This window comes from Sphaerobacter thermophilus DSM 20745, assembly GCF_000024985.1.
Classification (GTDB): Bacteria; Chloroflexota; Chloroflexia; order Thermomicrobiales; family Thermomicrobiaceae; genus Sphaerobacter; species Sphaerobacter thermophilus.
Genome location: NC_013524.1, coordinates 1,062,085 through 1,087,440 on the forward strand (window position 1 = coordinate 1,062,085; position 25,356 = coordinate 1,087,440).

Consider the following 25,356-nt stretch of genomic DNA (forward strand, 5'->3'; position numbering starts at 1 on the left):
TAGCATCCAGGCGGCACGACGTGGCTCGACACGCTGCCGTGGCCCCGGAAGGCACCACCAACCATCGTCGCACCGTGGGTGCCACAACTGGATGCCCCGCAAACGTGCAGGCCCTTCCCTTCCCGAGCCGCGCCACGGGCGTCCCCACCCGTGGCGCGGCTTTTTGGTCGGTTCGACTGTGGGATTCAGGTGTGCAGGGGCAGCGTCAATCCCGGGAGAACCCCCCGCGCCAGACCTCGAGCAGGGCGGCGAGGGCGTGGAGGGCGGCAATGGTGAGCATGTCGGTGCGGTCGCGGCGGCCGGCGGTGAGCAGGCTGATGGCCCCGGCGTGGCGGGCCGTGCCGGGGGAACGGAGCAGGTCGTCGATGACCGGGCCGAGTTCCTCCCCGGCCCGCACGCGCTGCGCGACTTCCGCCGGGAGCGGGAAGCGCTCGCTGCCACCGAAGGCGCGGACGCCCACACGGTCGATTGCGGCGGCCCAGGCGACGACGTAGAGCTTCCCGCCCGGTCCCTCGACCACGCCCGACTCGATGCCCAGTCCGAGGTCCGCGTCGAGCGTCAGCCGCGCCTGCGCCGCCCTTCGGAGCGCGCCGCGGGCCGTCTCCTCGTCGCCCCGTGGCTGGGCCGGCACGCCCGACGGAACGTCCACCGCCTCCACCGTGGCGCGGAGGAAGTAGGCTGCAACCGCCCGCTCGACCGCCGCGTGCTTGGCGGGGTTGACCGACCCACCGGCGATCGTCACCGGTTCATCGGCGTGGAGACGCGGCCTGGGCTCGGACGTCATGCGCTCCTCCTTCGTGCGGCCTGTTAGGGACGAGGGACGGCGGCCCGCCTATGCGTGCTGTGCCGAGTGTAATGGAAGTTGGCGAGGGGCGGGTGGTGTGATGGTCCCCATGGCGTGACATGTGCCCGGGCGAGAGCCGCCGGGCTAGGAATCCAAGCCCACTGAAGGGGCTGGGGATGTGATGCCCGGCCGAAAGTTGAACCAGTAACGCCGTGATGGAGCCATCACAGTCCCTCTAGTGGACTTACTCACATTGAGCTCGGGGGTAATGAAGTTTGACGAATTACCGGGATACAAGAGAGCCGCCGGGTTGTTTTCATCCTGAGCGGAGTCGGGGCGGCGGCCAGCCGCACCCGGCGACTCCGTCCGAGCCGAAGGATCTCGCCGGTGCGTGGCCGATCCGACGCGAGATCCCTCGCTGCGCTCAGGATGACAGTCGCGCGGGAGCGGGTGGCTGGCGGTTACACCAAGCCAATTCGTCAAGCTTCATTACCCCGGGCACGAACCGGGCCTCGATGCGTACGTCGAGGCCACCTGCAGCCCGCATCGCTACGCCGTCTCGCGCCGGAGCGTCGGGTACCGAGGACGACCATCAGCACGGCGAAGCCGGCCAGCACTGCCAGGTTCACCCAGAGGGCGGCGAGGCCGTCGCCGCGGATCATGACGCCGCGCAGTGCCTCCGCGGCGTAGGTCAGGGGCAGCGCGTGCGCCAGCCACTGGAGCGGCTCGGGCAACGAGTCGATCGGCCATAAGATCCCAGAGAGCAGTGCCTGCGGGACGATCACGAGTGGGATGAACTGGACGACCTGCAACTCGGTGCGGGCGAAGGTCGAGAGGAAGATGCCGAGGTTCACCGCGCCGAGGGTCAGGAGCAGCGTGAAGAGAAACACGAGCCCCAGATTACCGACGTAGTGGATGCGTAGCGCGTAGACCGCGAAGAGGATGGTTACCGTCGCCTGGAGCGCGGCAAAGAGCGTGAAGCCCAGCATGTAGCCGAGCACGATCTCACCCCGGCCGAGCGGGGAGACGATCAGCCGCTCGATGCTCCCCTCGCTCCGCTCGCGCAGGAAGGAGACAGAGGTGAGCAGGAAGACGAAGAAGAAGACGAAGAAGCCGATGATGACCGGCGCCAGGTAGTCGAGTCGGTCGAACTCCGGTCCGCCGTGCAGGAAGCGGGGCGCGATCTGAATCGGCAGTCCGGCCGGGTTGACGGCGCGTACCACGGTCTCGGGCAGGGTGCGGGTGAGCGCTCCCATTACCGCGCTGGTCGTGCTGGGATCGGAGCCGTCGAGGGTGACGTCGATCTGCTGCGGCGGTCCACCCGGGCGGAGGCTAAGGTCCGCCGGGAGCGTCAGCACGGCATCGACCTCGCCACGGTCGAGCGCCGCTGTGGCCGCGGCGGCGTCCATCTCGCGCACGGTGAGCGAGTCGTCTTGCTGCAACCCGGTGACGATCTGGGCGGCGAGCGGGCTCTGGCCCTCGTTTACGATGGCCAGGCTTACCTGGCTCGCCCCATCGCCGCGGTAGATCCAGGCAAGGAGCGACAGCACCAGGACCGGCACGACGAACAGCAGGAAGAGGGTGCGCCGGTCGCGGCGGAACTGGTGGACGATGCGGGTTGCCAGGGCCAGGATGCGGCGCAGGTTCATCGGACGCCTCCTTCCAGCAGGCTCCCGGCGCCCGCCGCGAGGGCGAGGAAGGCGTCCTCGAGATTCGCCTGATCGGTGATCTGGCGCAACTCTGAGGGGCTGCCGGTGGCGAGCAAGCGTCCCTCGCGGAGGAAGGCGAGATGGTCGCAGCGGTCGGCCTCGTCCATGACGTGGCTGGAGACGATCAGGGTCCGGCCGGCGGCCGCCAGCCGGCGGAAGCGCTCCCAGAAGGCGCGGCGCAGCACCGGATCGAGCCCGACCGTGGGTTCGTCGAGGATGAGCAGGTCGGGCTCGTGGAGCAGGGCGCAGGCGAGGGACGCGCGCTGGCGCATGCCGCCGGAGAACGTATGCAGCGGGCTATCGAGCCGGTCGGCCAGTTCGACCTCGGCGGCGATGGTCTCGACGCGCTCGCGGAGGCGCCGGTCGTTCAGTCCGTAGAGGGTGCCGAAGAAGGTCAGGTTCTCGCGGAGCGAGAGATCAGGGTAGAGCGCCGCGGACTGCGTCATGTAGCCGATGCGGGCGGCGTTGGCGCGGCTCGGCTGCCGCCGGCCGAAGACGCGGACCTGCCCCGTGCTCGCCCGCAGCGCCCCGGCGATCAGGCGGATGAGGGTGGTCTTGCCGGAGCCGCTCGGCCCCAGGAGGCCGTAGATGACGCCGCTGGGAACGTCGAGCGTGACGTCGACAAGGGCGGTGATTGGGCCGAACCGCTTGCTGACGTTCTCGACCTCAACGATCGGTCCCATCGGGTCCTCCCTCCGTGCCATCGCTCGGGAGCAGCCCACGTGTGAACAGTCCGGCCAGAGTGGCCGCCATGTCGGCATCGTCGACTGCCTGGAGGTCGTCATGCCCGACCACGTGCTTGCGCACGGCGTAGCCGAGGACGCTGCCGAGGAAGGCCTGCGCCGCCAGCCAGGGGTCGACCGGCCGGATCCGCCCGGCGGCGATCTGGCGCTCGAAGTAGGCGGCTAGCCCGCCGACGGGATGGCGCGCGATCAGGTGCCCCAGGTGGCGGGCCACGTCGGGGAAGCGGATCGCCTCGGTCAGTCCCAGGCGCAGGATAGCGGCGTGCTCGGGTTGGCGGACCGCGCCGAGGAGACCGTTCGCCAGACGCTCCAGCACCTGCTCGACCGGCAGCGCGTCTGCCTCCTCCAACGCGTCCCGTAGGGCCTGGAGCGGGGCGAACTGGTCGAAGATCGCCTCGAAGAGGTCCTCCTTGCTGTCGTAGTACCAGTAGATCAGGCCGGCACTGATCCCGGCCTCTGCGGCGATGTCGCGGTTTGTGGCGCCGGTGAAGCCCTTCGTCGCGAAGACGCGGGCCGCGGCAAGCGCGATCTGGCGGCGGCGCTCCTCGAACTGCGGGCTGCGGGTGCGGTGCCGGCTGTCCCGTTGGTCGCGCGTCGACGTCATCAGCCCTGCTCCTTGCTTGACTGATCAATCAATCAAAGTAAAGCGCACAGCACTGAGCCGCGCACCTGTCCGACTGGACGCAGGTCCTAATCAAGCGATTGCGAGCACACGATCGTCCCAATCTGACGTATCATGGGCGCCGACGCTGTGGGGGAACATGGCGTTTACACCTCGTGTATCGCTTCGGTACCGGCGGGCACGGTGGGACGTGGTGTGGACGTGCCCGCCCGGAGAAGGGGAGGCGTGGGGAACGTGATGGAGAGACGGCGGCGGGCCAGGGGCGCGCTCGCGCTCCTGCTGGCAATGGTGATGGTGCTGACGGCAACAGGGGCGGGCGTCGGCGCGAGCCCGCCGGTCGCGGCAGAAGAGGCGGTGGGTGAGGTCCACACCTACGATCTGTCGCGGGAGGAAGAGTTGCTTGCCTGGCAGCCCGAGCCACCCGCCGACTACCAGAAGGTCTTCCCGCCGGACGAGCGGACGCACATCACCAACACCACGCAGAAGCCGTACTCGGCCGTGGCCCTGGTGGCGCTCTTCAACGACAAGGGCGAGTTCTACGCCTTCTGCAGCGGCACGTTCATCGCGGCGGATGTCGTGCTCACCGCGGCCCACTGCCTCTACGACAGCCAGGACGGCTGGGTCGCCAACGTGCTGATCCTCCCAGGCTACAACGCCGGCCAAGAGCCGTTCGGCCGCGCGCTGGCTTCCGCTGCCTGGGTGCCGCGGGGCTGGATCCAGAGTGGCGGGAACAGCCGGTATAACGACTACGGTCTCGTCAAGCTGCCGAACGACTCGCTGGGCAAGAAGACCGGCTGGTTCACGATCGGGGTGCTCTCGACCGAGTCGCTGAAGGACCCGAACTTCCAGCCACGGATGGCCGGCTACCCGGGCGACAAGCCGTTCGGCACGATGTGGCTCGGGGCGAAGGACGCCTTCACCGGGGTCGTCCGCGACCTGCTCTACTACGACATCGACACATTCGGCGGCCAGAGCGGCTCCGCCGTCTGGCGCGCGTCCGACGGAGTGATCGTCGGCGTGCACGTCCACGCGACCTCCCTCTGGAACGAAGCATCGCGCATCACCGACGACTTCCTATACCTGCTCCGGCTCGGCTGCCGGCAGATGGGCTGCTCCTTCGACGCGATCGTTGAGAAGGAGCCGGTGGATACCCCGCCGGATGAGGACACGCCGGACAACGAGGCGCCCGTAGCGGGTGTGCGGCCGGTGTTCAATGAGCTGACCCCGCCGCCCTTCTCGGTTGTGGCGCCGGGCACGGTCCGCGTCGGCGCCCGCGCATCGTCCGACAGCGCCGTCACGTCGCTCCAGCTCACTGTCAACGGTCAAACGTTCACCGCCCAGGGTGAGCAAGTGCAGGCTGACGTCTCGCTGGCCTCCGGCGTCTACACGGTGCAAGCCACCGCGGTCGATGCCGATGGGGATGCGTTCCGCGCCATGTGGGACATCGTCGTCGCGGCCGACCCACGCGAGGGGCAGTGGTTCACCGCCAACGGGACGCCCAAGGCCGAGCAGATCAACGCCACCATGCGCTCGTTGGTGGAGGCCTTCCGCTGGCACCTCTACGGTCAGTCGTGGGACGGCGCCCCGCATCCTGACCTGCCCAGCCATGCGGCCTTCGCCGGGACGGCCAACCCGCCGGGGCCCTGGGTGCAGGGCACGCAGTTCGACCGGGCGGCGACCGAGGCCACGCTGCGCAGCCTGGTGGAGGCGTTCCGCTGGCACTTCTGGGGCATCTCGTGGGATGGGGGGCCGCACTGCGACCTGCCGACGCATGTGAACTGTCAGGCGCCGCAGGGGCAGCAGGGGGTGAGCCCGTGGTTTGATGCGAACGGGGCGCCGATTCCGAGCGCGATCGAGGCGACGCTGCGGAGTCTGGTGGAAGCGTTCCGCTGGCACTTCTGGGAGTTCTCCTGGGACGGTGGCCACCATCCGGACCTCCCCACCCACGGGGCGTGAGGTGGCGGCGCGAGCCTGCACCAGGTTCGCCAACTAAGTCGCAGAGCAAGCGATGCGTCGACGTTGATACCCAACCTGGCATGTGCTGGGTTGGGTATCTTATCACTGATACTGCTACTAGTGCAGTACGGCGTTAAATGCATGAGTGGCAGAATTGGTGTAAGATGTCGACAAGCGTTTTCGGGCTCATCGGTGACAGTGAGGAGGAGAAGGAATGAGCGCGACGCAGCGGGGAGTCCCCCGCGCGGTAGTGGCGGTCCTTGTTTTCTTGATGGTGGTGGCTAGCTCCGTGCCGGCAGTCGCGAGTGACCCGGGAGCGGAAACGGATAGCCTCGAATGGCTCGGTACCGAGGGGGTGAAGCATCCGCCGGTCGGTCCCCCACCGCCGATGCCGGAGGAACCGTTTGGTTACGTGCACGAGCTCGGCCCGTTGCCGGCCGAACCACCATCGGGCGGTGGCTCCACGCCGCCGAACGACAAACAGGAACAGGGCGATTACCAGTATGTGTTCCCGCCTGATGAGCGGACGCGGGTAACACCCACCTACGACTTTCCAGCGTCCGCAGTGGTGTTCCTTGAACTCTATGATTCGCTAATGTTTGAGTTGGGTCAGTGTAGCGGCACCTTTATTGGTCCCGACGTCATCCTCACAGCGGCGCACTGTCTCTGGGATCCTATTTGGGGAGGATGGATCGGAAACGCGCGGGTCGTCCCAGGTAAGGACGGCTGGTCCGAGCCGCACGGCTATGAGTATGCAAGCTGGGCTTGGGTCCCATCCGGCTGGAGAAATAGTCTAGGTACGGATCCTGACTGGGATTGGGGTCTGCTCAAGCTGCCCACCCGAGCACTCGGAAATCGGGTGGGGTGGTTTCAAATCGGTGTCCTGTCTACCGCGTCCCTTCGGGACCCACAGTTTTACCCCACTATTGCCGGCTACCCGGCAGACAAGCCATATGGGACGATGTGGCTGTCTTTCAAGCAAGCGTTCCTCGGTGTTGAACCGTTCCTGCTCTATCACGACATCGATGTCTACGACGGGCAGAGTGGGGCAGCCGTCTGGCGACGAAGCGACGGCGTGATCGTCGGCGTCTTGATTGCTGAGGCTCCCGGACGATTCAACGTCGCGAGCCGTATTGACCGAGAATTCCTGGAACGTCTCCTAAACGCGTGCGGCCAGCTTGGATGCAGCATCTCTTACTTCGTCGAGTCGGCCGGCGGTAGCGGCGGTGGTGGCGGTGGCGGCAACGGCATCAAGCCCGTCTTCGACTCTCTCACGCCTGGGCCGTTTAGCGTCGTCGCTCCTGGACAGATCACCATTGGCGCGTCGGCTCACTCGGACAGCGCAGTCGTCTCGATGACCATGCTCATCGGCGACAGAGAGTTCAACAGTAACACGAACACCGTAAGTGCGCAGGTCGATCTCCCGCCTGGCGTGTACTCAGTCGCGGCGCAAGCGATTGATGCCGATGGGGATGCATTCCGGGCGATGTGGGACATCATCGTCTCAACGGACCCGGGTGAGGGGCAGTGGTTCACCGCCAACGGGACGCCCAAGGCCGAGCAGATCAACGCCACCATGCGCTCGTTGGTGGAGGCCTTCCGCTGGCACCTCTACGGTCAGTCGTGGGACGGCGCCCCGCATCCCGACCTGCCCAGCCATGCGTCCTTCGCCGGGACGGCCACCCCACCCGGCCCCTGGGTGCAGGGCACGCAGTTCGACCGGGCGGCGACCGAGGCGACGCTGCGCAGCCTGGTGGAGGCCTTCCGCTGGCACTTCTGGGGCATCTCGTGGGATGGGGGGCCGCACTGCGACCTGCCGACGCATGTGAACTGTCAGGCGCCGCAGGGGCAGCAGGGGGTGAGCCCGTGGTTTGATGCGAACGGGGCGCCGATTCCGGGTGCGATTGAGGCGACGCTGCGGAGTCTGGTGGAAGCGTTCCGCTGGCACTTCTGGGAGTTCTCCTGGGACGGTGGCCACCATCCGGACCTCCCCACCCACGGGGCATGATGGATCGATGACGGCCTGGGCCCGGGGGTGAAACCCCGGGCACCGACCGGACGGTGGGCACCCAACGCCAGGGTGTTGGTCCTGGTCCGCCTCAGCCCGCTTTAGCGGGCTTTCCTTGTCAGCCCGGGGTCTTACCCCCGGGCACATGCCGACCGCGCGAACCTATGCGAGTCGCCTAACTCTACGGGCGGGCCGGGGGCGGGGCGGCGGCCCGCCGTCCCTGGCGACTCCGTCTGAGCCAAAGGGTCTCCCCACGGCGCGGTGGATCCGACGTGAGATCCTTCGCTTCGCTCAGGATGACAGGCGCGCGGGAGCGGGCGACTGGCGGGTACAACAAGCTAATTCGTCAAGATCCATAATCTCCGGGCACGAGCCGATCGTGAACACCCACGCTCCGGATCGGCTGCCTGGGAGCGATACCGGGAGGCTCACGAGATCGAGCGCTCGTAACGCTTGGCAAAGCCCTGGGTGATGCGGTCGATGACGATGGCGAGGGCCACGATGGTGAGCCCGGCCTCGGCGCCGCGTCCGGGGTCGATGCGCTGGATCGCCATCAACACCTCGCTGCCGACGGTGGTCGTGCCGATCATGGAGGCGATTACGACCATTGCCAGCGCCATCATCGTCGTCTGGTTGACACCGGCCATGATCGTCGGTAGGGCCAGCGGGAGCTGGACGTCGAAGAGGATCTGCCGCGGCGTCGCGCCGTAGGCTTCGGCGGCCTCGATCGCTCCTTCGGTCACCGTGCGGATGCCCAGGCTCGTGAGTCGGATCATGGGGGGCATGGCGTAGATCACCGTGGCCATGACCGCCGGAACCTTCCCCAGGCCGAAGAACATCAGCGCCGGGACGAGGTAGACGAAGCTCGGCATGGTCTGCGCGCCGTCGAGCAGCGGCCGCATGATGGTCTCCGCGCGGTCGCTGCGCGCGGCCAGGATGCCGAGCGGCAGACCGATGGCCACGGAGATGACCACTGAGGTGACGATGATCGAGAGGGTGAGCATGGCCAGGTGCCAGTAGCCGAACGCACCGACCATGACCATCAGGGCGACGAGCATCACGGTCGTCAGCTTGCTCCGAGTGCTGAGGGCGCCCGCCACGGCGACGAGGACGAGCATCACCGGCCAGGGGATCGCGGTGAAGGCGGACTCGACACGCAGCAGGATCCAGAGGGTGGCGGTCGAGATGGCGTCGAAGACGTCACCGAAGGTCACGAGCAGCCACGAAACCAGCCTGTTGACCCAGTTCGCGAGGGGGATGTCGATCTGCTCAGGAAACTCGTTCCACATGCGTTGCTCCGTCCCGTGTGTTCGGCTGGCGTGCGTCGGGCGTCGATCCCTCGTCCGCTTCGATGTCGTCTGCCAGCGCCTTCAGGAGGGCGTTCTTGGTGATTTGCCCCACGAGCCGGCCCGCGTGATCGACCACGCCGAGCGGGTAGCGGGACTTGAGGGCCAGCGGGACGAGGTCGGGTAGCGGCGTGTCCTGCTCCGCCGTCACTGCCTGGCGGACCGCCGTCTCCCAGGCGCGCCGGTCGCCGTTACTGCTGATGCGCGACAGATCTTCGCTCGGGATCAGACCCCGCACCGTGCCGTTCCCGTTGATGACGAATGCACTGCGGGCGGATCGGGAATGCAGGTGCCGGCGCACGGCGTCGGTGTCGTCCGCGGCGCTGACGGTGGTGACATCGCGGTCCATGATCTGCGCCGCGGTCAGGAAGCGACTGGCCGAGGCGCCCTCGACGAAGCTGGCGACGTAGGCGTCCGCCGGGTTAGTGATCAGCTCGTCCGGCGTGGCGATCTGGATGATCTGGCCGTCGCGCATCACCGCGATGCGGTCGCCGAGCGTGAGGGCCTCGTCCAGGTCGTGGGTGACGAGGATCGTGGTGAGCCCCGCCTCCTCCTGCATCGCGGCGAACTCCCGGCGGAGTTGCTTGCGGATCAGCGGGTCGAGCCCACTGAAGGGCTCGTCCATCAGCAGGAGGTCGGGGTTGTGCGCCAGGGCGCGAGCCAGTCCCACCCGCTGCTGCATTCCGCCACTGAGCGCCCGTGGCCGGTAGTCTTCCCAGCCCTTGAGCCCAACGCGCTCGATCGCGGCCCGCGCGGCCTGCTCGCGCTCTTCCTTGGGGACCCCGCGCGTCTTCAGCCCGTAGGCGGCGTTCTCCAGCACGGTCTTGTGGGGGAGGAGTCCGTAGTGCTGAAAGACCATCGCGGTCTTGTGGCGCCGGACCTCGCGCAGCTCGGCGTCGGAGAGCTGCGTGATGTCCTGGCCGTCGATGAAGATCTGTCCGCTGGAGGGCTCGACCAGGCGGATCAGGCAGCGCACCAGGGTCGACTTGCCGCTGCCCGACAGGCCCATGATGACGAAGAACTCGCCGCGTCGGACCGTGAAGCTGGCGTCACGGACTCCGACGACGGCGCCGGTCTGCTCCTGAATCTCGGCCTTGGTCGCACCCTGGGCGATAAGTTGGAGGGTGCGGTCGCGATCACCGCCGAAGATCTTCGTTACCCGCCTGACGTCGAGGACGATGTCGTCGTGTTGCATGGGACTCTCCCCTCCATCGGTGCCGTGCGAACGCGGCCTGGACGGATGTCGTTGTGGAACGTGACGTGCCGGGAGGGGGCGAATTGACCGCCATCCCGTCCCGGCACTCCACCGCGCGCTTAGCTCGAGGCCAGTGCGTCCCGCACCTTGGCGGCGACGTCTTCAGGCACCCACTGGGTCCATTGCTCCTCGTACTCCTTCAGGAACCAGATGGCGGCTTCCTCAGGCTCCGCCTCGTTGTCGTGCATGTACAGGAGCGCGGCGCTCGTCTGGTCGAAGGTCGTCTCGTAGTTTTCGAGGAACTCCACTACGTCCGGTGCCTTCTCGGCGAACTCGGCATTGACGCCGATCCGCACCTGGACGTCGGGGTAGGCGCACGCCTCCTTGCCCTCGAGGATGTGCTCCCAGCACTCGTCGGAGTAGGGCGGCTCCTCGATCTTGGTCAGATCGAGCAGGCCGAAGATCCAGGTCGGGCCCCAGTAGTAGCCGAACCACGGCTCGCCCTTTTCGTACGCGGCCACGAGCGACGAGGCGAGCGCGGTTGCGGAGCCGGGCAGGAAGCGGTTGTAGTGCTCATCCAGGCCGTAGGCGGCGAACTTGGCAGCGTTGACCTGCTCGCACTCCCAGCCGGCGATGCAGTCGTAGAACCGACCCTTGCTCGGGTCCTCCGGATCCTGGAAGAGGTCCTTGTACTTCGGGAGGTCTTCGACCGACTTCAGGTCCGGAGCCATCGGCTCGATGCCGCGCTCGGGGTCACCCTCGATGACGTAGGTCGGCACGTAGAAACCCTGGACCGACTCGCCATAGTTGGTGCCAAGGTCAAGGATGGTGCCCTCTTCCACCGCCTCCAGGAACGGCGGGTTCTGATCGGCCCAGAACTCGGTCGCGACGTGGACGTCGCCCCGGATCATCCCCTGCGTCAGCGGGACGGTCTCGCCGGGAACGCTCGTCGTCTCGTAGCCGTAACCGTGTTCGAGAATGAACTGCGCCACCCGGTTGTGGAAGTAGGCGCTGTCCCAGCCGAAGTCGGCGAAGACGATCGGGCCGTCGAGGTCTGATGAGCCGGGAGCGGTGTCGGATGGAGCCGGGGTACTGCCGGGGTCGCCCGTGTTGCCGGATGCGGTCGTCGGTTCCGAGTCGCTGCTTCCGCCGCATGCGGCGAGCACGAGCGCGCCGATGAGGATGGCGATCGAGAGCAAACGCCGATGCCCTGTAAGCCCAGGCATGCAAAATCCCTTCCTACATTCGACTGTCGATGCGGGACCTGGCGCCCATGGCCGGCTGCCACCAGCGTCAGCGCGGCGCATGGAACAGCGGCCACCTAAGAAAGGGGATGCTCGGATGCCGAGGCGCAGACTTGGGGGACCCCAGCGTGGCTACGGACGGCAGCCCGAGCACATGTCAGAAGCATCCCAAGAGAGGCGGCCAACGGAGGCGCGGCGACTGTACATCGGCGGTCCCTGTCGCCGATGCACGTGGTATCGACCAGCAAGCCTCCTTGAGCCGTGAGAGACCCGCGGTGACACACCGGCCACGGCGATCGCGGCCGATGCGCCAATTCGTACAGAGCGTAGCAATCGATTCGCGGATGGTCAAGCGCCCTCTCCGTTGCACGGTGTCGAAGCTGCGCCGGGATGTATGCGCGGACTGACAACATATCGGCGAGGGTGCGCGAACGAATCGGCTGACCGCCCTGCGGATGTGGGGCGGCTCCCACGCCTGCTTGGTCGTTCCCGCTAGAATTGCCGGGGCGCCCGCCGGTGGTGGCGCAGGCAGTAGGCGAGAGAGGGTGGCGATGTTCCACGCCGAAAGGATGGCCGATTTCGCGCTCGGGTTGCGCTTCGACGACCTGCCGGACGCGGTGGTGGAGACCGCCGTGCGGGTCGTAGCCGATACCCTGGCGTGCGCGGTCGGAGCGATCGGCGAACCTGGCCCGGCGATCCTGCGACGCTATGCAATTGAGCGCGGCGGGCGGCCGGAGGCGACGCTGCTCGGCGGAGAGGAGCGCGTGGATCTGCCGCTAGCGGCGCTGGTGAATGGGGCGCTGGCACGAGACCTGGACGCGAACGACCTCTACGCCGCGCCGCCGGGCCGGGATGCGGGACACTTCTCCGACGCCATCCCGGCAGTGCTGGCGGCGGCGGAAGCGGCCGGTGCGAGCGGTCGGGAGCTGCTCACAGCGGTCGTAGTGGCCTATGAGATCCAGGCCGCGCTGTCCGAGGCGTATCGCTGGATGGACCGGGGGCTCCACTCGGTCAGCCAGGTGGCCTGGGCCGTGCCGGCCGCGGCCGGGCGGCTGCTCGGGTTGAGCCGCGAGCAGATCGTCTCGGCGATCGGGCTGGCCGGGACAACCGGCGGGCTGATCCTCCAGTCATGGCTCAAGCCGTCGCTGGCGATCCCGATGGTGAAGGGGGGTGCGCCTGGCTTCGCTGGGCAGGCGGGCCTGCAGGCGGCGCTGCTGGCGCGCGCCGGGTTCACTGCGCCGCCGGATGCGCTGGAGACCTTGTTCGACCGCCTGCCGTCCGACGCCGACCCGACGCCGTTCGAACGGCTGGCTCCCCCCTACGCCTTCACGACGCCGCGCACCATGCTGAAGCGGTATCCGGCGCAGATCTACACCCAGGCGGCGGTGCAGGCCGCGGTCGAGCTCCACCCAGAGGTCGGCAACGTCGACGATATCGCCGTGGCGACAGTGTACGGCCACCGCGGGGTAGCGGCCGGGGTGCAGGGCTCGGCGGCGGCGTACACGCCCGAGAGCCGGGCGACGGCCGACCACAGCACCCCCTTCGTCGTGGCTGTCGCGCTCCGGGACGGCGACCTCACCCCGGCGAGCTACCAGGGCGAGCCGTGGAAGGATCCGGCGCTGCGTGATCTGATGCAGCGGGTCGACCTCGTTATTGACCCGGCCTTCGAGCGGGCGCTGGTCGAGGAGGGGCGCTTCGGCTGCCGGCTGGTGGTGGAGATGCTCGACGGCCGGCGCCTGGAGGCGATGGTGGAGCAGCAGCGCGGTCACCCGGACAACCCGCTGTCTCGCGACGAGCTGCTGGCTAAGATGCGCGGCTTCACCGACCCGGTGCTCGGCGACGGTGCTGCCGAGCGGCTGCTGGCCGCGGCCGAGGCCTTGCCGCAGGCTACCGGGGTGGACGCACTCATCGCCGCCTGCCGCCCGGCGTAATCCCGGGGTGTGGGCGTGGGGAGAGAGGATCGCATGCGGGTACTCATCGCCGGCGGCGGCATCAGTGGGCTGGTCACGGCGCGTGCGCTGTGCCTGCGCGGGTTCGACGTGACCGTCTTCGAGCGTCTGCCGGAGCTGCGCCCCGCCGGGGCCGGGATCATGCTGGCGGCCAACGCGACGGCGGCACTGGGTGAACTGGGGCTGGTCGAGCCGATCGTGGCGGTCAGCAGCCCCCTCGTGTCGGTTGAGACCCGCTCCTGGCGCGGTGAACCCCTAACGTACATCCCAAGTGCGGAGATCGACCGCCGCCTCGGTGCGCCGAGCGTCGGTATCCATCGGGCGGACTTGTTGCGGGTGCTCTTCGATGCGCTCGATCCGGGCGTGGTTCGCTTCGGCGCCGAGATCACCGGCTTCGACCAGGACCGGGACGGGGTGACGGTGCACCTGGCCTCGGGCGAGTCGGAGCGCGGTGACCTGTTGATCGGCGCCGATGGGATCCACTCGGCGGTGCGCGCCCGGCTGCTCGCCGATGGGCCGCCCCGCTACGCGGGCTACACCGCCTGGCGTGGCGTCACGACCTGCGAGGCGGCGCCGCCGGGCGCGGCGATCGAGTTGCTGGGGCGGGGGGCTCGCTTCGGCATGGCGCCGGTCGGCGGCGGGCGTACCTACTGGTGGGCTACGGCCAACGAACCGGCCGGGGAGATCGACCCGCCTGTGGGGCGCAAGGCAGATCTGGAGCAGCGCTTCGACGGGTGGTGGGAGCCGGTCCAGGCGTTGCTCGCCTCCACGCCGGAGTCCGAGATCCTGCGCAACGACATCCTGGACCGCGAGCCGGTGGACCGCTGGGGCGTCGGGCGGGTGACGCTTCTCGGCGACGCAGCCCACCCGATGACGCCCAACCTGGGCCAGGGTGCGTGTCAGGCGATCGAGGACGCGGTCGCGCTGGCGGCCGCCCTGGAGGGGAGCAGGGACATCGTCGCGGCGCTGCGCGCCTATGAGACGGCTCGCCAATCGCGCACCGCGCGGATCACGCGCCTGGCCCGGCGCATGGGTCAGGTGTTCCAGTGGGAGCATCCCATCGCCTGCCGGCTGCGCGACACAGCACTGCGACTGACCCCGCCCACGCTGACGCGGCGTCAAGCCGAGGGGATGCTGCGCGGCGGGTGAGGGCCGCTCCCGCTACCCCGTGAACATCGTCCCGGCAAGGCCGAGGGCGGCGAGGATCTGGGCGAGGGCAACGAGCTTGTTGGTGCGCGGGCCGGTGCCGAGGATGCCGCGCCGCCCGAGGAGGCGAGCCACGCCGTCGAGCAGGGCCAGCGCGACGACGCCCGCCCCGACGGTGAGGCGAGCCAGTGTCCCGGTCGCCGCCTCGCCGCCAGTAAAGAGCAGTTGGCTCCCCGCGAGCAGAACGGTGACCACCACCGCGACGAGCAGCCAGTTGCGGAACGAGCGGCTCCACCAGCGGCGCCCGCTCCAGTCGCCGAGGGATTGATCGCGCACCTCTCGGATCGTCCCGGTCGCGATCAGCCCGAAGACGAAGCCGCCGACGTGTGCCAGGAAGGCGACGTCGGACCCCGGCGCGATCGGCAACACCGAGATGGCACCCTGGATCACCTGCAGGAGGAACCAGAAGCCGATGAGGATGGCCGCCGAGACGCGGCCCAGCGTGATGAACGGGCCGAACGCGAGGAGGGTCCGGACCATGGCTCGCGGGAAGAGGAGGAGATACGCGGCCAGTACTCCCGCGATGGCACCGCTCGCGCCGACAAGCGGTTGGATGGAATCGGGGAAGGCGACCGCGAAGACGATGTTGGCCACCACGCCGCTCGCCAGATAGAAGAGGGCGAAGGTGCCGTGTCCAAGCTGGTCCTCCACGTTGTCGCCGAACACCCAGAGGAAGAGCATGTTCCCCGCGATGTGGAGCAAGCCGCCGTGGAGAAAGAGTGACGTGACGAGCGTCACCAGGCCACGGCCGGCCCAGAACTCGTCAGGGATGAAGCCCCAGCGCTCGCCGAACGCCTGGACTTCCTCCGGCCCGAGTGAGACCTCCTGGGCGAAGACGGCGATGCAGACGGCGATGATGGCGAGGGTGACCGCGGGGAAACGGCGTGCGCTGGGTTGCGGTTCGTCGGCGTAGGGTAGCACCGATCTCCTCCAGAAGTTCCTCCGAGCCGCGGGCGGCGTCGGGTGCGGGTGGCACGTCCACGCGCCGCCGGAGCAAGGCGCGAGCCAGCAAGAGTACTACGTACTGCGTATTGCGCATTCCGTTGCTCTCCCTTCTCCCACCAGGGGAGAGGGGAGAATAGGACGGAACACGCAACACGCATCACGGATGACGCATCACGCGTCTCGCCGGGTGAACCGGTCGGAATGTTCGACGTCCGCGCCGCGTTCAAAACTGTCACCTGCCTGGTTCAGGCAAGGCATGTTAGGATCCCTGCGGCGGACTGAACGAGACGCCACGCGAAGAACCATTCAAGGGGTGGGAGCTCATGGGGAGAACCACGGTCCCCGGGCACGGCGATGCCGCGCGTGCCACGATGCCGGCTGGGACGTCGGTCTTACATTCGCTCCGCGCGTACCCGGGGTTTCGGATCCTCTTCGGCAGCACCCTCGGGACCAACTCCGCGTTCTGGATGTGGAACATCGCGGCCGGGTGGCTGGCGCTCGAGATGACCAACTCGCCGTTCTTCGTCGGCCTCACCGGGTTCCTCGGCGGCATCCCGACGCTCATCTTCTCCATCCCCGGCGGCGTGATCCTCGACCGCGTTGACCGGCGGCTCGTGCTGTTGCTGGCGCAGGGAATGGTGACGGTGGTCGCCTCCGTCGTGGCGCTGCTGTTGATGTTCGACCGGATGCTCCCCTGGCACCTGCTGATCGCGGCTTTCCTCAACGGCACCGCAATGGCGTTCGTCTTCCCGACGCGCAACGCGCTTGTGGCCAACCTGGTTCCGGCGCACGACCTGGCGAATGCGGTCGCCTTGAACGCTGCCGGGCAGAATGCCACGCGGGTGGTCGGCCCGGCGCTGGCCGGCCCGTTGATCGCCTCGCTCGGTGTCGTCGGGACATTCTTCGCCTGCACCGCGTCGCAGGTCGCGGCCTTCGTCATCACCTTGAAGTTGCCTTCCGCACGGCCGTCGCCGTCGGCGGTTCGGCGGACGCTTTGGGGCAGCCTGATCGAGGGCCTGTCGGTCATCTGGCGCAGCGAATACCTGACCGGGCTGATGATTCTCGCCGCGGTGCCGACGATGCTGGTGATGCCGTACTCGAACCTGCTGCCGGTCTTCGCCGAGCACGAGTTAGGGATCGGCGCCTCCGGCCTCGGCTTGCTTATGGCCGTCAACGGCGCGGGCGCGGTGCTCGCCTCGCTGCTTGTTGCGGGCTGGCGGCGGCTGACCGATCTCCCGGGGGTGCAGGTCTGGACGGCGGCCGGGTTTGCTACCGTCGTGCTGGCGTTCTCCTGGACGCCGTCGCCGCTGCTGGCGAGCGTGCTGACCTTCATGGCCGGCGCATTGAGCGCCATCTACCTGGCGGTCAACAACACCAAGATCCACCTCAGCGTTGACGACAGCGTGCGCGGCCGGGTCCTCGGGGTCTACCTGCTGACCTGGGGACTGCTGCCGGTGGGGACACTCCCGGCCGGGGCAATCGCGAACCGGTACGGCGCACCGGTCGCGATGACGGTCCTTACCCTCCTGGCGCTCGCGCTGATCCTGCTGACCACGTTGCGGTTCCGCGCGCTCCTCCGGGGTGAGCCGCCACGCGTCGAGGCGGCCCGACAGCGGGGATAGGATGAGGCGTGATGCGTGTTGCGTATTGCGTACTGCGTATTGCGTACTTCCCTAGCTCCCATCAGGAGAGTACGCAGTACGGATGACGCATAACGCATGACGACTGAAGCCCCTCCGCTGGCCATTTGGCCAGTGTGAGTGCCCCGGTCGGGTGCTATGCTTCCGTGGTTGCGAATGCCCTTCTGGCGCCCATCGATGCGCCTTCGGCCGGTGGAGTAGTCGATGAAGCTGCCCTGGGTGCTCCAACACCCTCCACTCCGCGTGATCCTTGTGTTGACCGCCATGGCCGGAGTCGCGGTCGGCCTGGTGATCCCGTTCCTGACACTCACGGCGCGGGATCGCGGGGTCTCCCTGGACGCGATCGGCGTCATGGCGTCCAGCTACCTGATCGCCCAGATGCTGCTCCAACTGCCGATGGGGGTCCTGTCGGACCGTATCGGCCGGAGGCTGCCGATCGCTCTCGGGCTGCTGGTGGAGGCGGGGGCGACGGTCGGCTATATCACGGCCGACAGCGCGCTATCCTTCATCACGCTGCGCGTCGTGCAGGGGGTCGGCCTGGCGATGCTCTACCCGGCGCTGCGGGCCCTGATCGTCGATGTCACCCCGAACGAACGGCGCGGGCAGGCGTACGCCGGGTTCGGGGCAGCCTACAGCGCCGGGCTGCTCTTTGCCCCCATGCTCGGCGGCATCGTGGCCGAAACGGTCGGGGTCAATGCACTCTTCCTGAGCGCCGCCGCTGTCGAGGTGCTGGTTGCGATCGGCGGGCTGGTGTTCCTGCAGGGTGACGCCGGTCCCCGCCCGGTCGTCGCGACCGGTGAGACGGAGCGCATCCCATTCCGGGCGCTGCTCGTCGCGCCGCTCATCGGGGCCTTCATTCTCTCCTTTGCCAGCCAGTTCCAGATCGGGCTCTTCTCCGGTATCTGGAGCATCTACCTGGCCGACATCGGAGCCAGCGATTTCGAGGTCGGGCTGTCGTTCAGCACCTTTTCGATCGCGTACCTGCTGATCGCTCCGGTCGGCGGACGGCTGGCGGATGCGGGCGCCCGTTGGCGGCGGCTGCTCGTCGCGAACCTGTTGATAAGCGGGATCATCATCATCTACGGCCTTGTCCCGTCGGTGCCCGTCATCCTCTTGCTGGGGCTGGTGGAGGGGGCCATCGCCACGGTGCAGCAGCCGTCGCTCGACGCCTACCTCGCCTCGGTGTCGGACCCGCGGATCCAGGGACGCGTCCAGGGGGCGTTCACCACCATGGGCATGACCGGCGCGGCCGTGAGCGCCTTCCTCGGCTCGGTCCTCTATGGGATCGCCCCGGTGATCCCGTTCCTGACCGGCGGCGTGGTCCTCGGTCTCCTGACGGTTGTCGCCGTGCTCCGCTTCATCCGCCCGACCGAGCTGAGTGGATACCGCCTGCAACCGGCGCCGGTCGCGGCCGTCGCCTCATCCGACACGGACGCGCGCTAAGGATGCGGTCCGCGCGTTCCCCGCGCTTCCCCGCGCTGATCGGTCACGCTTGCTGCCTCGCCCCGAGCATCACGTCACCAATTCTTGACTGATCGGTCCAATATCTGCTACCATAGCCGCATCGAGGCGGACCGGGAGGTGGTATGGCACGCACCAAGGAGTTCGATCCCGACGCGGCGCTGCAGGCGGCGATGGAGCTCTTCTGGGCGAAGGGATACGAGGCGACATCGGTCGCTGACCTTGTCGAGCACCTGGGGATCGGCCGCGGCAGCCTCTATGCCACGTTCGGCGACAAGCACCAGTTGTACCTGGCGGCACTCCGCCGGTATCAGGAGACGCAGCCCCCGGTCGTGGAGCTCCTATCGCAGCCGGGCCCGGTCTTGCCGGCGGTCCGCGCGCTGGTCGAACGCTATGCAGAAGAAGCGGCGTGCGACACGGAGCGTCGCGGCTGCATGCTGGTCAACGCCGTCACCGAGCGCCTGCCCGCCGACCGGCAGGTAGCGCGCGTGGTGGAGGCGGGCTGGGATACGCTGGAAACCGCGCTGACCGCGGCGTTGATCCGGGCCCGGGCGCAGGGCGAACTATCCCCCGACAAGGACCCGCGGGCGCTCGCCCGCTTCCTGCTCGTTGTCCTTCAGGGCATCCGCGTCGTCGGCAAGGGTGAGGCGTCGGCTTCCCGCGTGCGCGACGCGGCGGCGCAGGCTTTCGCGATCCTCACGTAAATCCGTTTCCCCGGACACCGAACCGGGGCCCAGTGCGTCGTTATATTGGAACGATCAGTCCAGAAAGGGAGGCCCGATGTCCAGCGCTGAGCCACTCCGGAGCGTCGCCACCATTGACCGGAATGACCGGGAGCGGAGCGGTCCGTGCCGGAGCGGGCCCGCGGGCCGTCCCGGTGCCGCGTTCGCCCTGCTGGCCGCCGTCCAAGTCGCCCTGATCCTGGCCATCACGGTCATCACCGTGCCGCTGCCTGCGATCCAGCGCGACTTCGACCTGACCCGCGGCGAGCTGGCGCTGCTGGGCGCGGCGTACGGCCTGTCGTTCAGCGGCTTGCTCCTGCTGGGCGGCCGGCTCGCGGACATCACCGGTCGGCGTCGCGTCTTGCGGGTCGGTGCTGGGCTGTTTGGGCTGGCCTCGGTAGCGGCCGGGCTCGCCCCCGTGTTTCCCGCGTTGCTGGCCGCCCGGTTCCTGCAGGGGATTGGCGCTGCGCTCGCCGCACCGTCGGCCCTCGCCCTCCTCAGCGACGTGTTTTCCGATGTGGATCGCCGTACCCGAGCGGTCGCAGCCTGGGGCAGCCTCTCAGCGGTCGGTGCCGTGTCCGGGGTGCTGTTGTCCGGCGTGGCGGCGACCTGGGTGCCGTGGCGCTGGATCATCGCGTTCCCCGCCTGGGTTGCCGCACTTGCCGCCTTCACTGTGCCGCGGCTGCTGCCGAGCCCACCTCCCGTTCGCGGGCGGCTCGACGTGCTCGGCGCGCTCCTGGCGACCGGCGGGCTGACGGCGCTGAGCTACGGACTCGTCACCACTCTCGATCAGCCCTGGTCGGCGCCGGGCGTGGTCGGCCCCCTCGCCGGCGGTGTCGGGTTGCTCGGCGCGTTCATCGTCGCGGAGGCACGGGCACCGGCGCCGTTGCTGCCGCTCTCGTTCTTCACGTCGGTCCCCAGGATCGTCGCGCTGGCGGCGATCCTGGTCGCCTCCGGCGGCATCAGCACGAGTCTCTTCATCCTCTCGCTCTACTTCCAGCAGGTGCACGGGCGCTCACCCCTGCAGACCAGCACCCTGCTCCTGCCGTACGGGCTGGTCGCCATCGCCGGGCCGGTTGCGGGTCGCCTGATCCCGCGCGTCGGTGCGCCGATGGTCACGGTAGCCGGGCTCCTGGTCGCTGCGAGCGGCCTGCTCCTCCTGAGCCGGATGGATGTCGCGGCGGCGTACAGGGCACCCACGCTCGTGGGGCTCCTCCTGCTCCCGGTCGGCATCGGCCTGACCTTCGCGGGCGCCACCGTCGGGGCGCTCGTGGGCATCCTCGACCATCAGGCGGGAGTGGCCGGCGGCATCGTCAACACCGCACTGGAGGCCGGCCCGACGATCGGCCTCGCGGCGCTGCTGTCGCTGGCCGGCGTCCAGACCGCCCACCTCAGCGAGCGCGGGCTTACCTCCGCTGCCGCCACCACTGGCGGATACGCCTTCGCCCTCATCGCCGCCGCGGTCGCGTTCACGCTCACAGCGGTCGCCACCGTCGCAGTGCACCGGGCCGCGCGGCATGCGAGCCGGGCCCGGTGCTCCGATCCCATAGGCTAGCGGTTCGATGCGATGCAAGAAGGAGGACACATTGCCGATGCACGACCCTCACGTCAGGCGCTTCGCTGGTCAGGTCGCGCTCGTCACCGGCGGCGGCTCCGGTATCGGCCGCGCCACCGCCCTGGCCTTCGCCCGCGAGGGAGCCACGGTGGTGGTTTCGGGACGCAACCCGGCTGCGCTCGCCGAGACTGCCCGCATGATCGACGAGGCAGAGGGACACGGCGACGCCGTCGTCGCCGATGTCACCCGCGGGCCGGACGTGGCACGACTGATCGAGACGATCGTGGAGCGGTACGGCCGGCTCCACATCGCCGTCAACAGTGCGGGCATCCTCGGTCCACTCGGCCCGGTCGCGACCCTCGACGAGGATGCCTGGACGGCTGTGCCGGCCACCAACCTGACCGGCGTGTGGCTGTCGATGAAGCATGAGATCGCCCACATGCGAGACTACGGAGGCGGCGTGATCATCAACATCGCCTCCAACGTCGGCGCCCACCTGCGGGTCCCCGGCATGGCTGCCTATGCCGCCACGAAGGCCGCCGTCAGTACGCTGACGCGTGCCGCGGCACGGGAGTACATCGGCGACGGCATCCGCATCAATGCCGTCAGTCCTGGCCCCGTGGCCGCGCCGATGTCGCGGCTCCCGGGCGAGACGGACCGCGAGCGCGACGAGCGGGTGGCGCAGCTCCTGCCGATCGGCCGGGTCGGGCAGCCCGACGAGATCGCTGCCGCGGTGCTGTGGTTGGCGTCGCCGGAGTCGAGTTTCGTTGTCGGGCAGGATCTGGTGATCGACGGCGGCGCGACCGCCTAACTGAACGCGCCGGTCTGGTCCCAGCAGCCGCTCCTCACCCTGCCTCGGCCTGGGCCGGTTGGCCTGCCTCCGCGGGGACGGGGGCGACCGCGAGGGCCAGGACCGGGAAGACCAGTGCTGAGATCAGCGCGGCGGTGATCAGGGCCGCGCTCGTGGCCGACACGATGAGGCCGAGCGTCTGCCCAAGCTGGGCGGCGACGACGATGAAGGAGAGCGACGTGGCCTGCAGCAGGCCGAGGCTCACCGCTTGACGGGTTCCGACCAGCCGCACATAGAGGAGCGCGGGTAACCCGCGTGCCAGCAGCAGTCCGCCGAGGAAGATCGGCACCCGGAGAAGCGCGACTGGTGTCTCCAGCAGCGCATCCAGGTCGAACTGCAGCCCAGTGGTGATCCAGAAGAAGGGGACGAAGATCCCGTAGCCGATGGCGTTGAGCTTGGTCCGTTCCCGCTCGTTCAGGATCGTCGCATCGCGGTCGACCTGCCGCACGATGGCGCCCGCCACGAAGGTACCAAGGATCCCGGAGAACCCGAGCCGGAGCGCCACCGCGCCGAGTATGGCCAGGAGCGCGAACATGGCGCGGATCCCGATCTGCGCGGACGTGTCCTGAAGCTTGCGGGTGAAGGGGCCAATGCGGTGCATGCGCCGGGCCTGGCCAAGCGTGGCGAAGACGGCCAGGGAGAAGACCGTGAAGAGCCCCAGCATTACGAGGTGGCTGGCCACCGCGGGCGTCGCGCTGGAGAAAAAGACCGACAGCAGCAGCACCGGCACGAACTCCCCGACCGATGCGGCCGCGAGCGCCAGTTGGCCGTACGGCGTTCGGTCGTACCCGGCATCCTTGATCATCGGGAGCACGATGCCGAGCGAGGTCGACGCCAGGATGATGGCGATCAGCGCGCCGTCCCGCACCACGCCGATGCCCTGGAGTCCCAGACCGAACAGGAGAGCGAGGGCCAGCGACGCGATGAAACCGCCACCGACCATGCGTGCAATCGGGCCGCGCAGGGTGGCGAGGTCGATTTCCAGCCCACCGAGGAAGAGGAGGATGCTTAGTCCCAGCAGGGAGAGGACGTAGATCGGCAGATCGACCTCGATCCAGCCGAGGACTGACGGGCCGAGGATGATCCCGGCCACGATCTCCAGCACGGCAGAGGGAAGGGGCAGGCGGCGCACGAAGTGGACAGCGAGCGGCACGATGACGGCGAGGGCAGCCACCTCGGCGATGCCGCTGAAGCCGATGTCGGGCAATGTGTCCGCGGCGAGCAGGAGCATGGCCGCTCCACCGGTCGCGCAGTTGTCCGTGCCGACGGAGAACCAGGACGACGCTCGCCGTCCTCGGTTGGACCTCCATCGTAGCATCTCGCATGCCCAGCCCGGCGCCGCGGAACCTGACCATACTGTTAGAGTGTCTCAGCGGTGGAGCCTGGGATGGAGTTTGACGCATTACCGTGCTACTCCGGAGCCGAGAACGCGGAATTGAACTATCCACGCATCGTTGCTCCTGTCTCACGCGGTCACTCAAGTGCCTGGCGCATCTCCTCGAACTCCTCGCGGGAGATCTCGCCGCGAGCAAAGCGCTCGCGCAGGATCTGGAGCGCCGGGTCGCGGGCGTCACCGCCGGGGGTGCGGTCGGGGCCACGCGTGGTGCCCAGCCGTAGCAACCATACGATCAGCAGGACGATGCCGACGATCGCGAGCACCCACAACGCCATCATGATGAGCCCCCACCAGGGCCAGACACCGAATCCATTCCAGTGCATCATCGCCGTGTCTCCGCTCGATCACGCCGGGTTGTCTGGGTTCACCCTGGACCGCTGACCGTCACATCGGCGCGGGAAGCGGCGTCGTGTTCGTCACAATGCCGTCACAGGTCTATGGCCGTCTGGCCGCGTGCCTGACAACGTTCGTCGTGAACCGGGATTGGGTGTCTCTTGGGTTGGGTGGCCCGTGGCCTCGGTGCCGCGCAGTCACGACACGCCGATGACGCCTCACCGTGGCGTGCCGACGCCTTACGCCCGGCGGGACAACTCGGTCGGGGCGGCTGTCTCGACCAGACGGCGGCGGGCGGGGAGCATCGTCAGGACCGCCAACGCGGAGATGCCCGCGAGCGCCCCGAAGACCGATGCGTAGTCGCCCGTCTGTGTGTAGAGGAACCCGGCAGCGACCGGAGCGGCGCCGCGCGCGGCGGTGAAGAAGAGCGCGACGATGCTGCTGATCGTGCCGTAGTGGGCGGAGCCGTAGTAGTCGGCGATCAGCGCGGCGCGGGCGGGGGTGATCGCCCCGAACCCGGCGCCGAACAGGATGACGAACAGGATGACGCCAGCCGTGCTCCGGGTCAGCAGCAGCACGACGATCGACACCGCCTGGAGCAGGAAGATCGACGCCGTGACGTGCCGGCGTTCCCAGCGGTCGCCGAGCGGTGTGAAGATCAACCGGCCGGGGAGCGCCAGCAGCCCGATCGCTCCCGCGACGGTGGCGGCAAACCCGGCTCCATGGCCGCGTGCGATCAGGTAGGGGATGAGGTGCACGGTCACAGCGGTGTTGGCGAACATGGTCAGGAAGAAGGAGGCGATGATCCACCAGAGGGTCGGATCGCGCAGTGCCTCGCGCGGGGTGATGCTCGGCTGGACGGGCGTCGGGCTTGCGACCGGGCCGACCGGTGCGCCGTCCGGCGCGAGCCCGAGGTCTGCCGGGTGCCGGCGCAGCAGGAGCGCGTGCGGGGCGATGGTGCCCACACCGAGGATGACGGCGAGGATCACCAGGGCCTCGCGCCAGCCATAGCGCCCGACAAGCCACGCCGCGAGCGGGATGTAGATGACGCTGGCGAACCCGGCGACGAAGGTGAGGATCGTCAGCGCCCGCGCCCGGCCGCGGACGAACCAGGTGGCGATGACGGCGAAGGCGGGTTCATAGAGCACCGCGGCCATGGCAAGCCCGATCCCGGCCCAGATCAGGTAGAAGGCGGTCACGCTCTCGACACGCGACCAGGCGAAGACCAGCATCGTGGCCGCGATTGACCCGACCGTCATCAGCAGCCGAGGGCCGTGCCGGTCGAGCCAGCGACCCACGGGCAGCGCGGCGATGCCGGAGAGGAGCAGCGCCAGCGAGAAGGCGCCGGTGATTTGTTCCGTGCTCCAGCCGAGATCCTGGCGTAGCGGTGTGATGAAGACGCTGAAGCCGTAGTAGAGCACGCCCCAGGAGGTGATCTCCGTGAACGACAGGGCCAGCACCAGGATCCAACCATAGTAGATACGACGCGGCCAGGAGATCATCCGCATCCCGTGCGCCCCTATCTATTCGGGCGCCCCGTCGTCTGACGAGTCAGCCATCCTGCGGTACACGCGCATGATAGCGCAGGGGTGCAGGAGTGTGCTGAGCAGTATTCAGGGTGCCTGTTGGTGGCCGGTGCCGTTCCGACGCGGCGGCGAAAGAGGCACATGCGCACCGTGGCGCGCTACACTG

20 protein-coding genes are annotated in these 25,356 nt (G+C 68.5%); 9 read left to right on the plus strand and 11 right to left on the minus strand.

All coding sequences use genetic code 11. From position 1 onward, the window contains the following. Nucleotides 1–205: 205 nt before the first annotated feature. The 4 genes from STHE_RS16785 to STHE_RS16800 form a co-directional block, all read right to left on the minus strand. Entirely contained in the window at nucleotides 206–784 is a 579-nt protein-coding gene (locus STHE_RS16785) for a DUF84 family protein (RefSeq protein WP_012873798.1), read from the minus strand. A gap of 479 nt (nucleotides 785–1,263) precedes the next feature. Then, nucleotides 1,264–2,433: an ABC transporter permease gene (locus STHE_RS16790; protein ID WP_012873799.1), complete on the minus strand. Its 1,170-nt coding sequence runs from the start codon at nucleotides 2,431–2,433 to the stop codon at nucleotides 1,264–1,266. Next, nucleotides 2,430–3,176, minus strand: coding sequence for an ABC transporter ATP-binding protein (locus tag STHE_RS16795; protein ID WP_012873800.1), 747 nt, complete (start codon nucleotides 3,174–3,176; stop codon nucleotides 2,430–2,432). Before STHE_RS16795 ends, STHE_RS16790 begins: the two co-directional genes overlap by 4 nt. Next, nucleotides 3,160–3,840, minus strand: coding sequence for a TetR/AcrR family transcriptional regulator (locus STHE_RS16800; protein WP_012873801.1), 681 nt, complete (start codon nucleotides 3,838–3,840; stop codon nucleotides 3,160–3,162). Before STHE_RS16800 ends, STHE_RS16795 begins: the two co-directional genes overlap by 17 nt. Before the next feature lie 255 nt (nucleotides 3,841–4,095). Here STHE_RS16800 and STHE_RS18330 point away from each other — a divergent pair, with 255 nt between their 5' ends. Next, complete coding sequence (locus STHE_RS18330; RefSeq protein WP_052295409.1) at nucleotides 4,096–5,814, plus strand: trypsin-like serine peptidase; 1,719 nt, start codon at nucleotides 4,096–4,098, stop codon at nucleotides 5,812–5,814. A 214-nt stretch (nucleotides 5,815–6,028) separates the two neighbouring features. Beyond that, nucleotides 6,029–7,822 (plus strand): trypsin-like serine peptidase, encoded by a 1,794-nt coding sequence (locus tag STHE_RS18645; protein ID WP_012873803.1) that lies wholly within the window; start codon nucleotides 6,029–6,031, stop codon nucleotides 7,820–7,822. 428 nt (nucleotides 7,823–8,250) lie between these two features. Here STHE_RS18645 and STHE_RS16815 read toward each other — a convergent pair whose 3' ends face one another. The 3 genes from STHE_RS16815 to STHE_RS16825 all read right to left on the minus strand — a co-directional run bounded on the left by STHE_RS16815 (nucleotide 8,251) and on the right by STHE_RS16825 (nucleotide 11,589). Continuing rightward, complete coding sequence (locus STHE_RS16815) at nucleotides 8,251–9,111, minus strand: ABC transporter permease (protein ID WP_012873804.1); 861 nt, start codon at nucleotides 9,109–9,111, stop codon at nucleotides 8,251–8,253. Beyond that, entirely contained in the window at nucleotides 9,092–10,363 is a 1,272-nt protein-coding gene (locus tag STHE_RS16820; protein WP_012873805.1) for a quaternary amine ABC transporter ATP-binding protein, read from the minus strand. The genes STHE_RS16815 and STHE_RS16820 overlap by 20 nt, the downstream gene beginning before the upstream one ends. Before the next feature lie 119 nt (nucleotides 10,364–10,482). Further along, nucleotides 10,483–11,589, minus strand: a complete 1,107-nt coding sequence (locus STHE_RS16825; protein ID WP_012873806.1) for an ABC transporter substrate-binding protein — start codon at nucleotides 11,587–11,589, stop codon at nucleotides 10,483–10,485. A 569-nt stretch (nucleotides 11,590–12,158) separates the two neighbouring features. Here STHE_RS16825 and STHE_RS16830 point away from each other — a divergent pair. Both STHE_RS16830 and STHE_RS16835 read left to right on the plus strand, forming a co-directional pair. Next, nucleotides 12,159–13,538 carry an MmgE/PrpD family protein gene (locus STHE_RS16830; protein WP_012873807.1) on the plus strand — a complete coding sequence of 460 codons (1,380 nt, stop codon included), beginning with the start codon at nucleotides 12,159–12,161 and terminating at the stop codon, nucleotides 13,536–13,538. Between the two features lie 33 nt (nucleotides 13,539–13,571). Further along, complete coding sequence (locus tag STHE_RS16835; RefSeq protein ID WP_012873808.1) at nucleotides 13,572–14,705, plus strand: FAD-dependent monooxygenase; 1,134 nt, start codon at nucleotides 13,572–13,574, stop codon at nucleotides 14,703–14,705. A gap of 12 nt (nucleotides 14,706–14,717) precedes the next feature. Here the strand turns inward: STHE_RS16835 and STHE_RS16840 are convergent, their stop codons facing one another. Next, entirely contained in the window at nucleotides 14,718–15,683 is a 966-nt protein-coding gene (locus tag STHE_RS16840; RefSeq protein WP_012873809.1) for a rhomboid family intramembrane serine protease, read from the minus strand. A gap of 347 nt (nucleotides 15,684–16,030) precedes the next feature. Here STHE_RS16840 and STHE_RS16845 point away from each other — a divergent pair, with 347 nt between their 5' ends. From STHE_RS16845 to STHE_RS16865, 5 genes are all read left to right on the plus strand, one after another. Further along, nucleotides 16,031–17,329 carry an MFS transporter gene (locus tag STHE_RS16845; protein WP_012873810.1) on the plus strand — a complete coding sequence of 433 codons (1,299 nt, stop codon included), beginning with the start codon at nucleotides 16,031–16,033 and terminating at the stop codon, nucleotides 17,327–17,329. A 222-nt stretch (nucleotides 17,330–17,551) separates the two neighbouring features. Then, nucleotides 17,552–18,790 (plus strand): MFS transporter, encoded by a 1,239-nt coding sequence (locus STHE_RS16850; RefSeq protein ID WP_012873811.1) that lies wholly within the window; start codon nucleotides 17,552–17,554, stop codon nucleotides 18,788–18,790. Nucleotides 18,791–18,933: 143 nt separating this feature from the next. Continuing rightward, nucleotides 18,934–19,512 (plus strand): TetR/AcrR family transcriptional regulator, encoded by a 579-nt coding sequence (locus STHE_RS16855; protein ID WP_012873812.1) that lies wholly within the window; start codon nucleotides 18,934–18,936, stop codon nucleotides 19,510–19,512. A 76-nt stretch (nucleotides 19,513–19,588) separates the two neighbouring features. Continuing rightward, nucleotides 19,589–21,085 (plus strand): MFS transporter, encoded by a 1,497-nt coding sequence (locus STHE_RS16860; RefSeq protein WP_012873813.1) that lies wholly within the window; start codon nucleotides 19,589–19,591, stop codon nucleotides 21,083–21,085. Nucleotides 21,086–21,122: 37 nt separating this feature from the next. After that, nucleotides 21,123–21,896, plus strand: a complete 774-nt coding sequence (locus tag STHE_RS16865) for an SDR family NAD(P)-dependent oxidoreductase (protein WP_012873814.1) — start codon at nucleotides 21,123–21,125, stop codon at nucleotides 21,894–21,896. 34 nt (nucleotides 21,897–21,930) lie between these two features. Here STHE_RS16865 and STHE_RS16870 read toward each other — a convergent pair whose 3' ends face one another. The 3 genes from STHE_RS16870 to STHE_RS16880 all read right to left on the minus strand — a co-directional run bounded on the left by STHE_RS16870 (nucleotide 21,931) and on the right by STHE_RS16880 (nucleotide 25,172). After that, nucleotides 21,931–23,166, minus strand: a complete 1,236-nt coding sequence (locus STHE_RS16870; protein ID WP_012873815.1) for a cation:proton antiporter — start codon at nucleotides 23,164–23,166, stop codon at nucleotides 21,931–21,933. A 242-nt stretch (nucleotides 23,167–23,408) separates the two neighbouring features. Further along, nucleotides 23,409–23,657, minus strand: a complete 249-nt coding sequence (locus STHE_RS16875) for an SHOCT domain-containing protein (protein WP_012873816.1) — start codon at nucleotides 23,655–23,657, stop codon at nucleotides 23,409–23,411. 246 nt (nucleotides 23,658–23,903) lie between these two features. After that, nucleotides 23,904–25,172, minus strand: coding sequence for an MFS transporter (locus STHE_RS16880; protein WP_012873817.1), 1,269 nt, complete (start codon nucleotides 25,170–25,172; stop codon nucleotides 23,904–23,906). Nucleotides 25,173–25,356: the final 184 nt, after the last annotated feature.

What these genes read in the sequence shown, in the direction of transcription:
- STHE_RS16785 (WP_012873798.1), bottom strand. Translation starts at nt 784, where the DNA reads ATGACGTCCGAGCCCAGGCCGCGTCTCCACGCCGATGAACCGGTGACG.
- STHE_RS16790 (WP_012873799.1), bottom strand. Translation starts at nt 2,433, where the DNA reads ATGAACCTGCGCCGCATCCTGGCCCTGGCAACCCGCATCGTCCACCAG.
- STHE_RS16795 (WP_012873800.1), bottom strand. Translation starts at nt 3,176, where the DNA reads ATGGGACCGATCGTTGAGGTCGAGAACGTCAGCAAGCGGTTCGGCCCA.
- STHE_RS16800 (WP_012873801.1), bottom strand. Translation starts at nt 3,840, where the DNA reads ATGACGTCGACGCGCGACCAACGGGACAGCCGGCACCGCACCCGCAGC.
- STHE_RS18330 (WP_052295409.1), top strand. Translation starts at nt 4,096, where the DNA reads ATGGAGAGACGGCGGCGGGCCAGGGGCGCGCTCGCGCTCCTGCTGGCA.
- STHE_RS18645 (WP_012873803.1), top strand. Translation starts at nt 6,029, where the DNA reads ATGAGCGCGACGCAGCGGGGAGTCCCCCGCGCGGTAGTGGCGGTCCTT.
- STHE_RS16815 (WP_012873804.1), bottom strand. Translation starts at nt 9,111, where the DNA reads ATGTGGAACGAGTTTCCTGAGCAGATCGACATCCCCCTCGCGAACTGG.
- STHE_RS16820 (WP_012873805.1), bottom strand. Translation starts at nt 10,363, where the DNA reads ATGCAACACGACGACATCGTCCTCGACGTCAGGCGGGTAACGAAGATC.
- STHE_RS16825 (WP_012873806.1), bottom strand. Translation starts at nt 11,589, where the DNA reads ATGCCTGGGCTTACAGGGCATCGGCGTTTGCTCTCGATCGCCATCCTC.
- STHE_RS16830 (WP_012873807.1), top strand. Translation starts at nt 12,159, where the DNA reads ATGTTCCACGCCGAAAGGATGGCCGATTTCGCGCTCGGGTTGCGCTTC.
- STHE_RS16835 (WP_012873808.1), top strand. Translation starts at nt 13,572, where the DNA reads ATGCGGGTACTCATCGCCGGCGGCGGCATCAGTGGGCTGGTCACGGCG.
- STHE_RS16845 (WP_012873810.1), top strand. Translation starts at nt 16,031, where the DNA reads ATGGGGAGAACCACGGTCCCCGGGCACGGCGATGCCGCGCGTGCCACG.
- STHE_RS16850 (WP_012873811.1), top strand. Translation starts at nt 17,552, where the DNA reads ATGAAGCTGCCCTGGGTGCTCCAACACCCTCCACTCCGCGTGATCCTT.
- STHE_RS16855 (WP_012873812.1), top strand. Translation starts at nt 18,934, where the DNA reads ATGGCACGCACCAAGGAGTTCGATCCCGACGCGGCGCTGCAGGCGGCG.
- STHE_RS16860 (WP_012873813.1), top strand. Translation starts at nt 19,589, where the DNA reads ATGTCCAGCGCTGAGCCACTCCGGAGCGTCGCCACCATTGACCGGAAT.
- STHE_RS16865 (WP_012873814.1), top strand. Translation starts at nt 21,123, where the DNA reads ATGCACGACCCTCACGTCAGGCGCTTCGCTGGTCAGGTCGCGCTCGTC.
- STHE_RS16870 (WP_012873815.1), bottom strand. Translation starts at nt 23,166, where the DNA reads ATGCTCCTGCTCGCCGCGGACACATTGCCCGACATCGGCTTCAGCGGC.
- STHE_RS16875 (WP_012873816.1), bottom strand. Translation starts at nt 23,657, where the DNA reads ATGATGCACTGGAATGGATTCGGTGTCTGGCCCTGGTGGGGGCTCATC.
- STHE_RS16880 (WP_012873817.1), bottom strand. Translation starts at nt 25,172, where the DNA reads ATGCGGATGATCTCCTGGCCGCGTCGTATCTACTATGGTTGGATCCTG.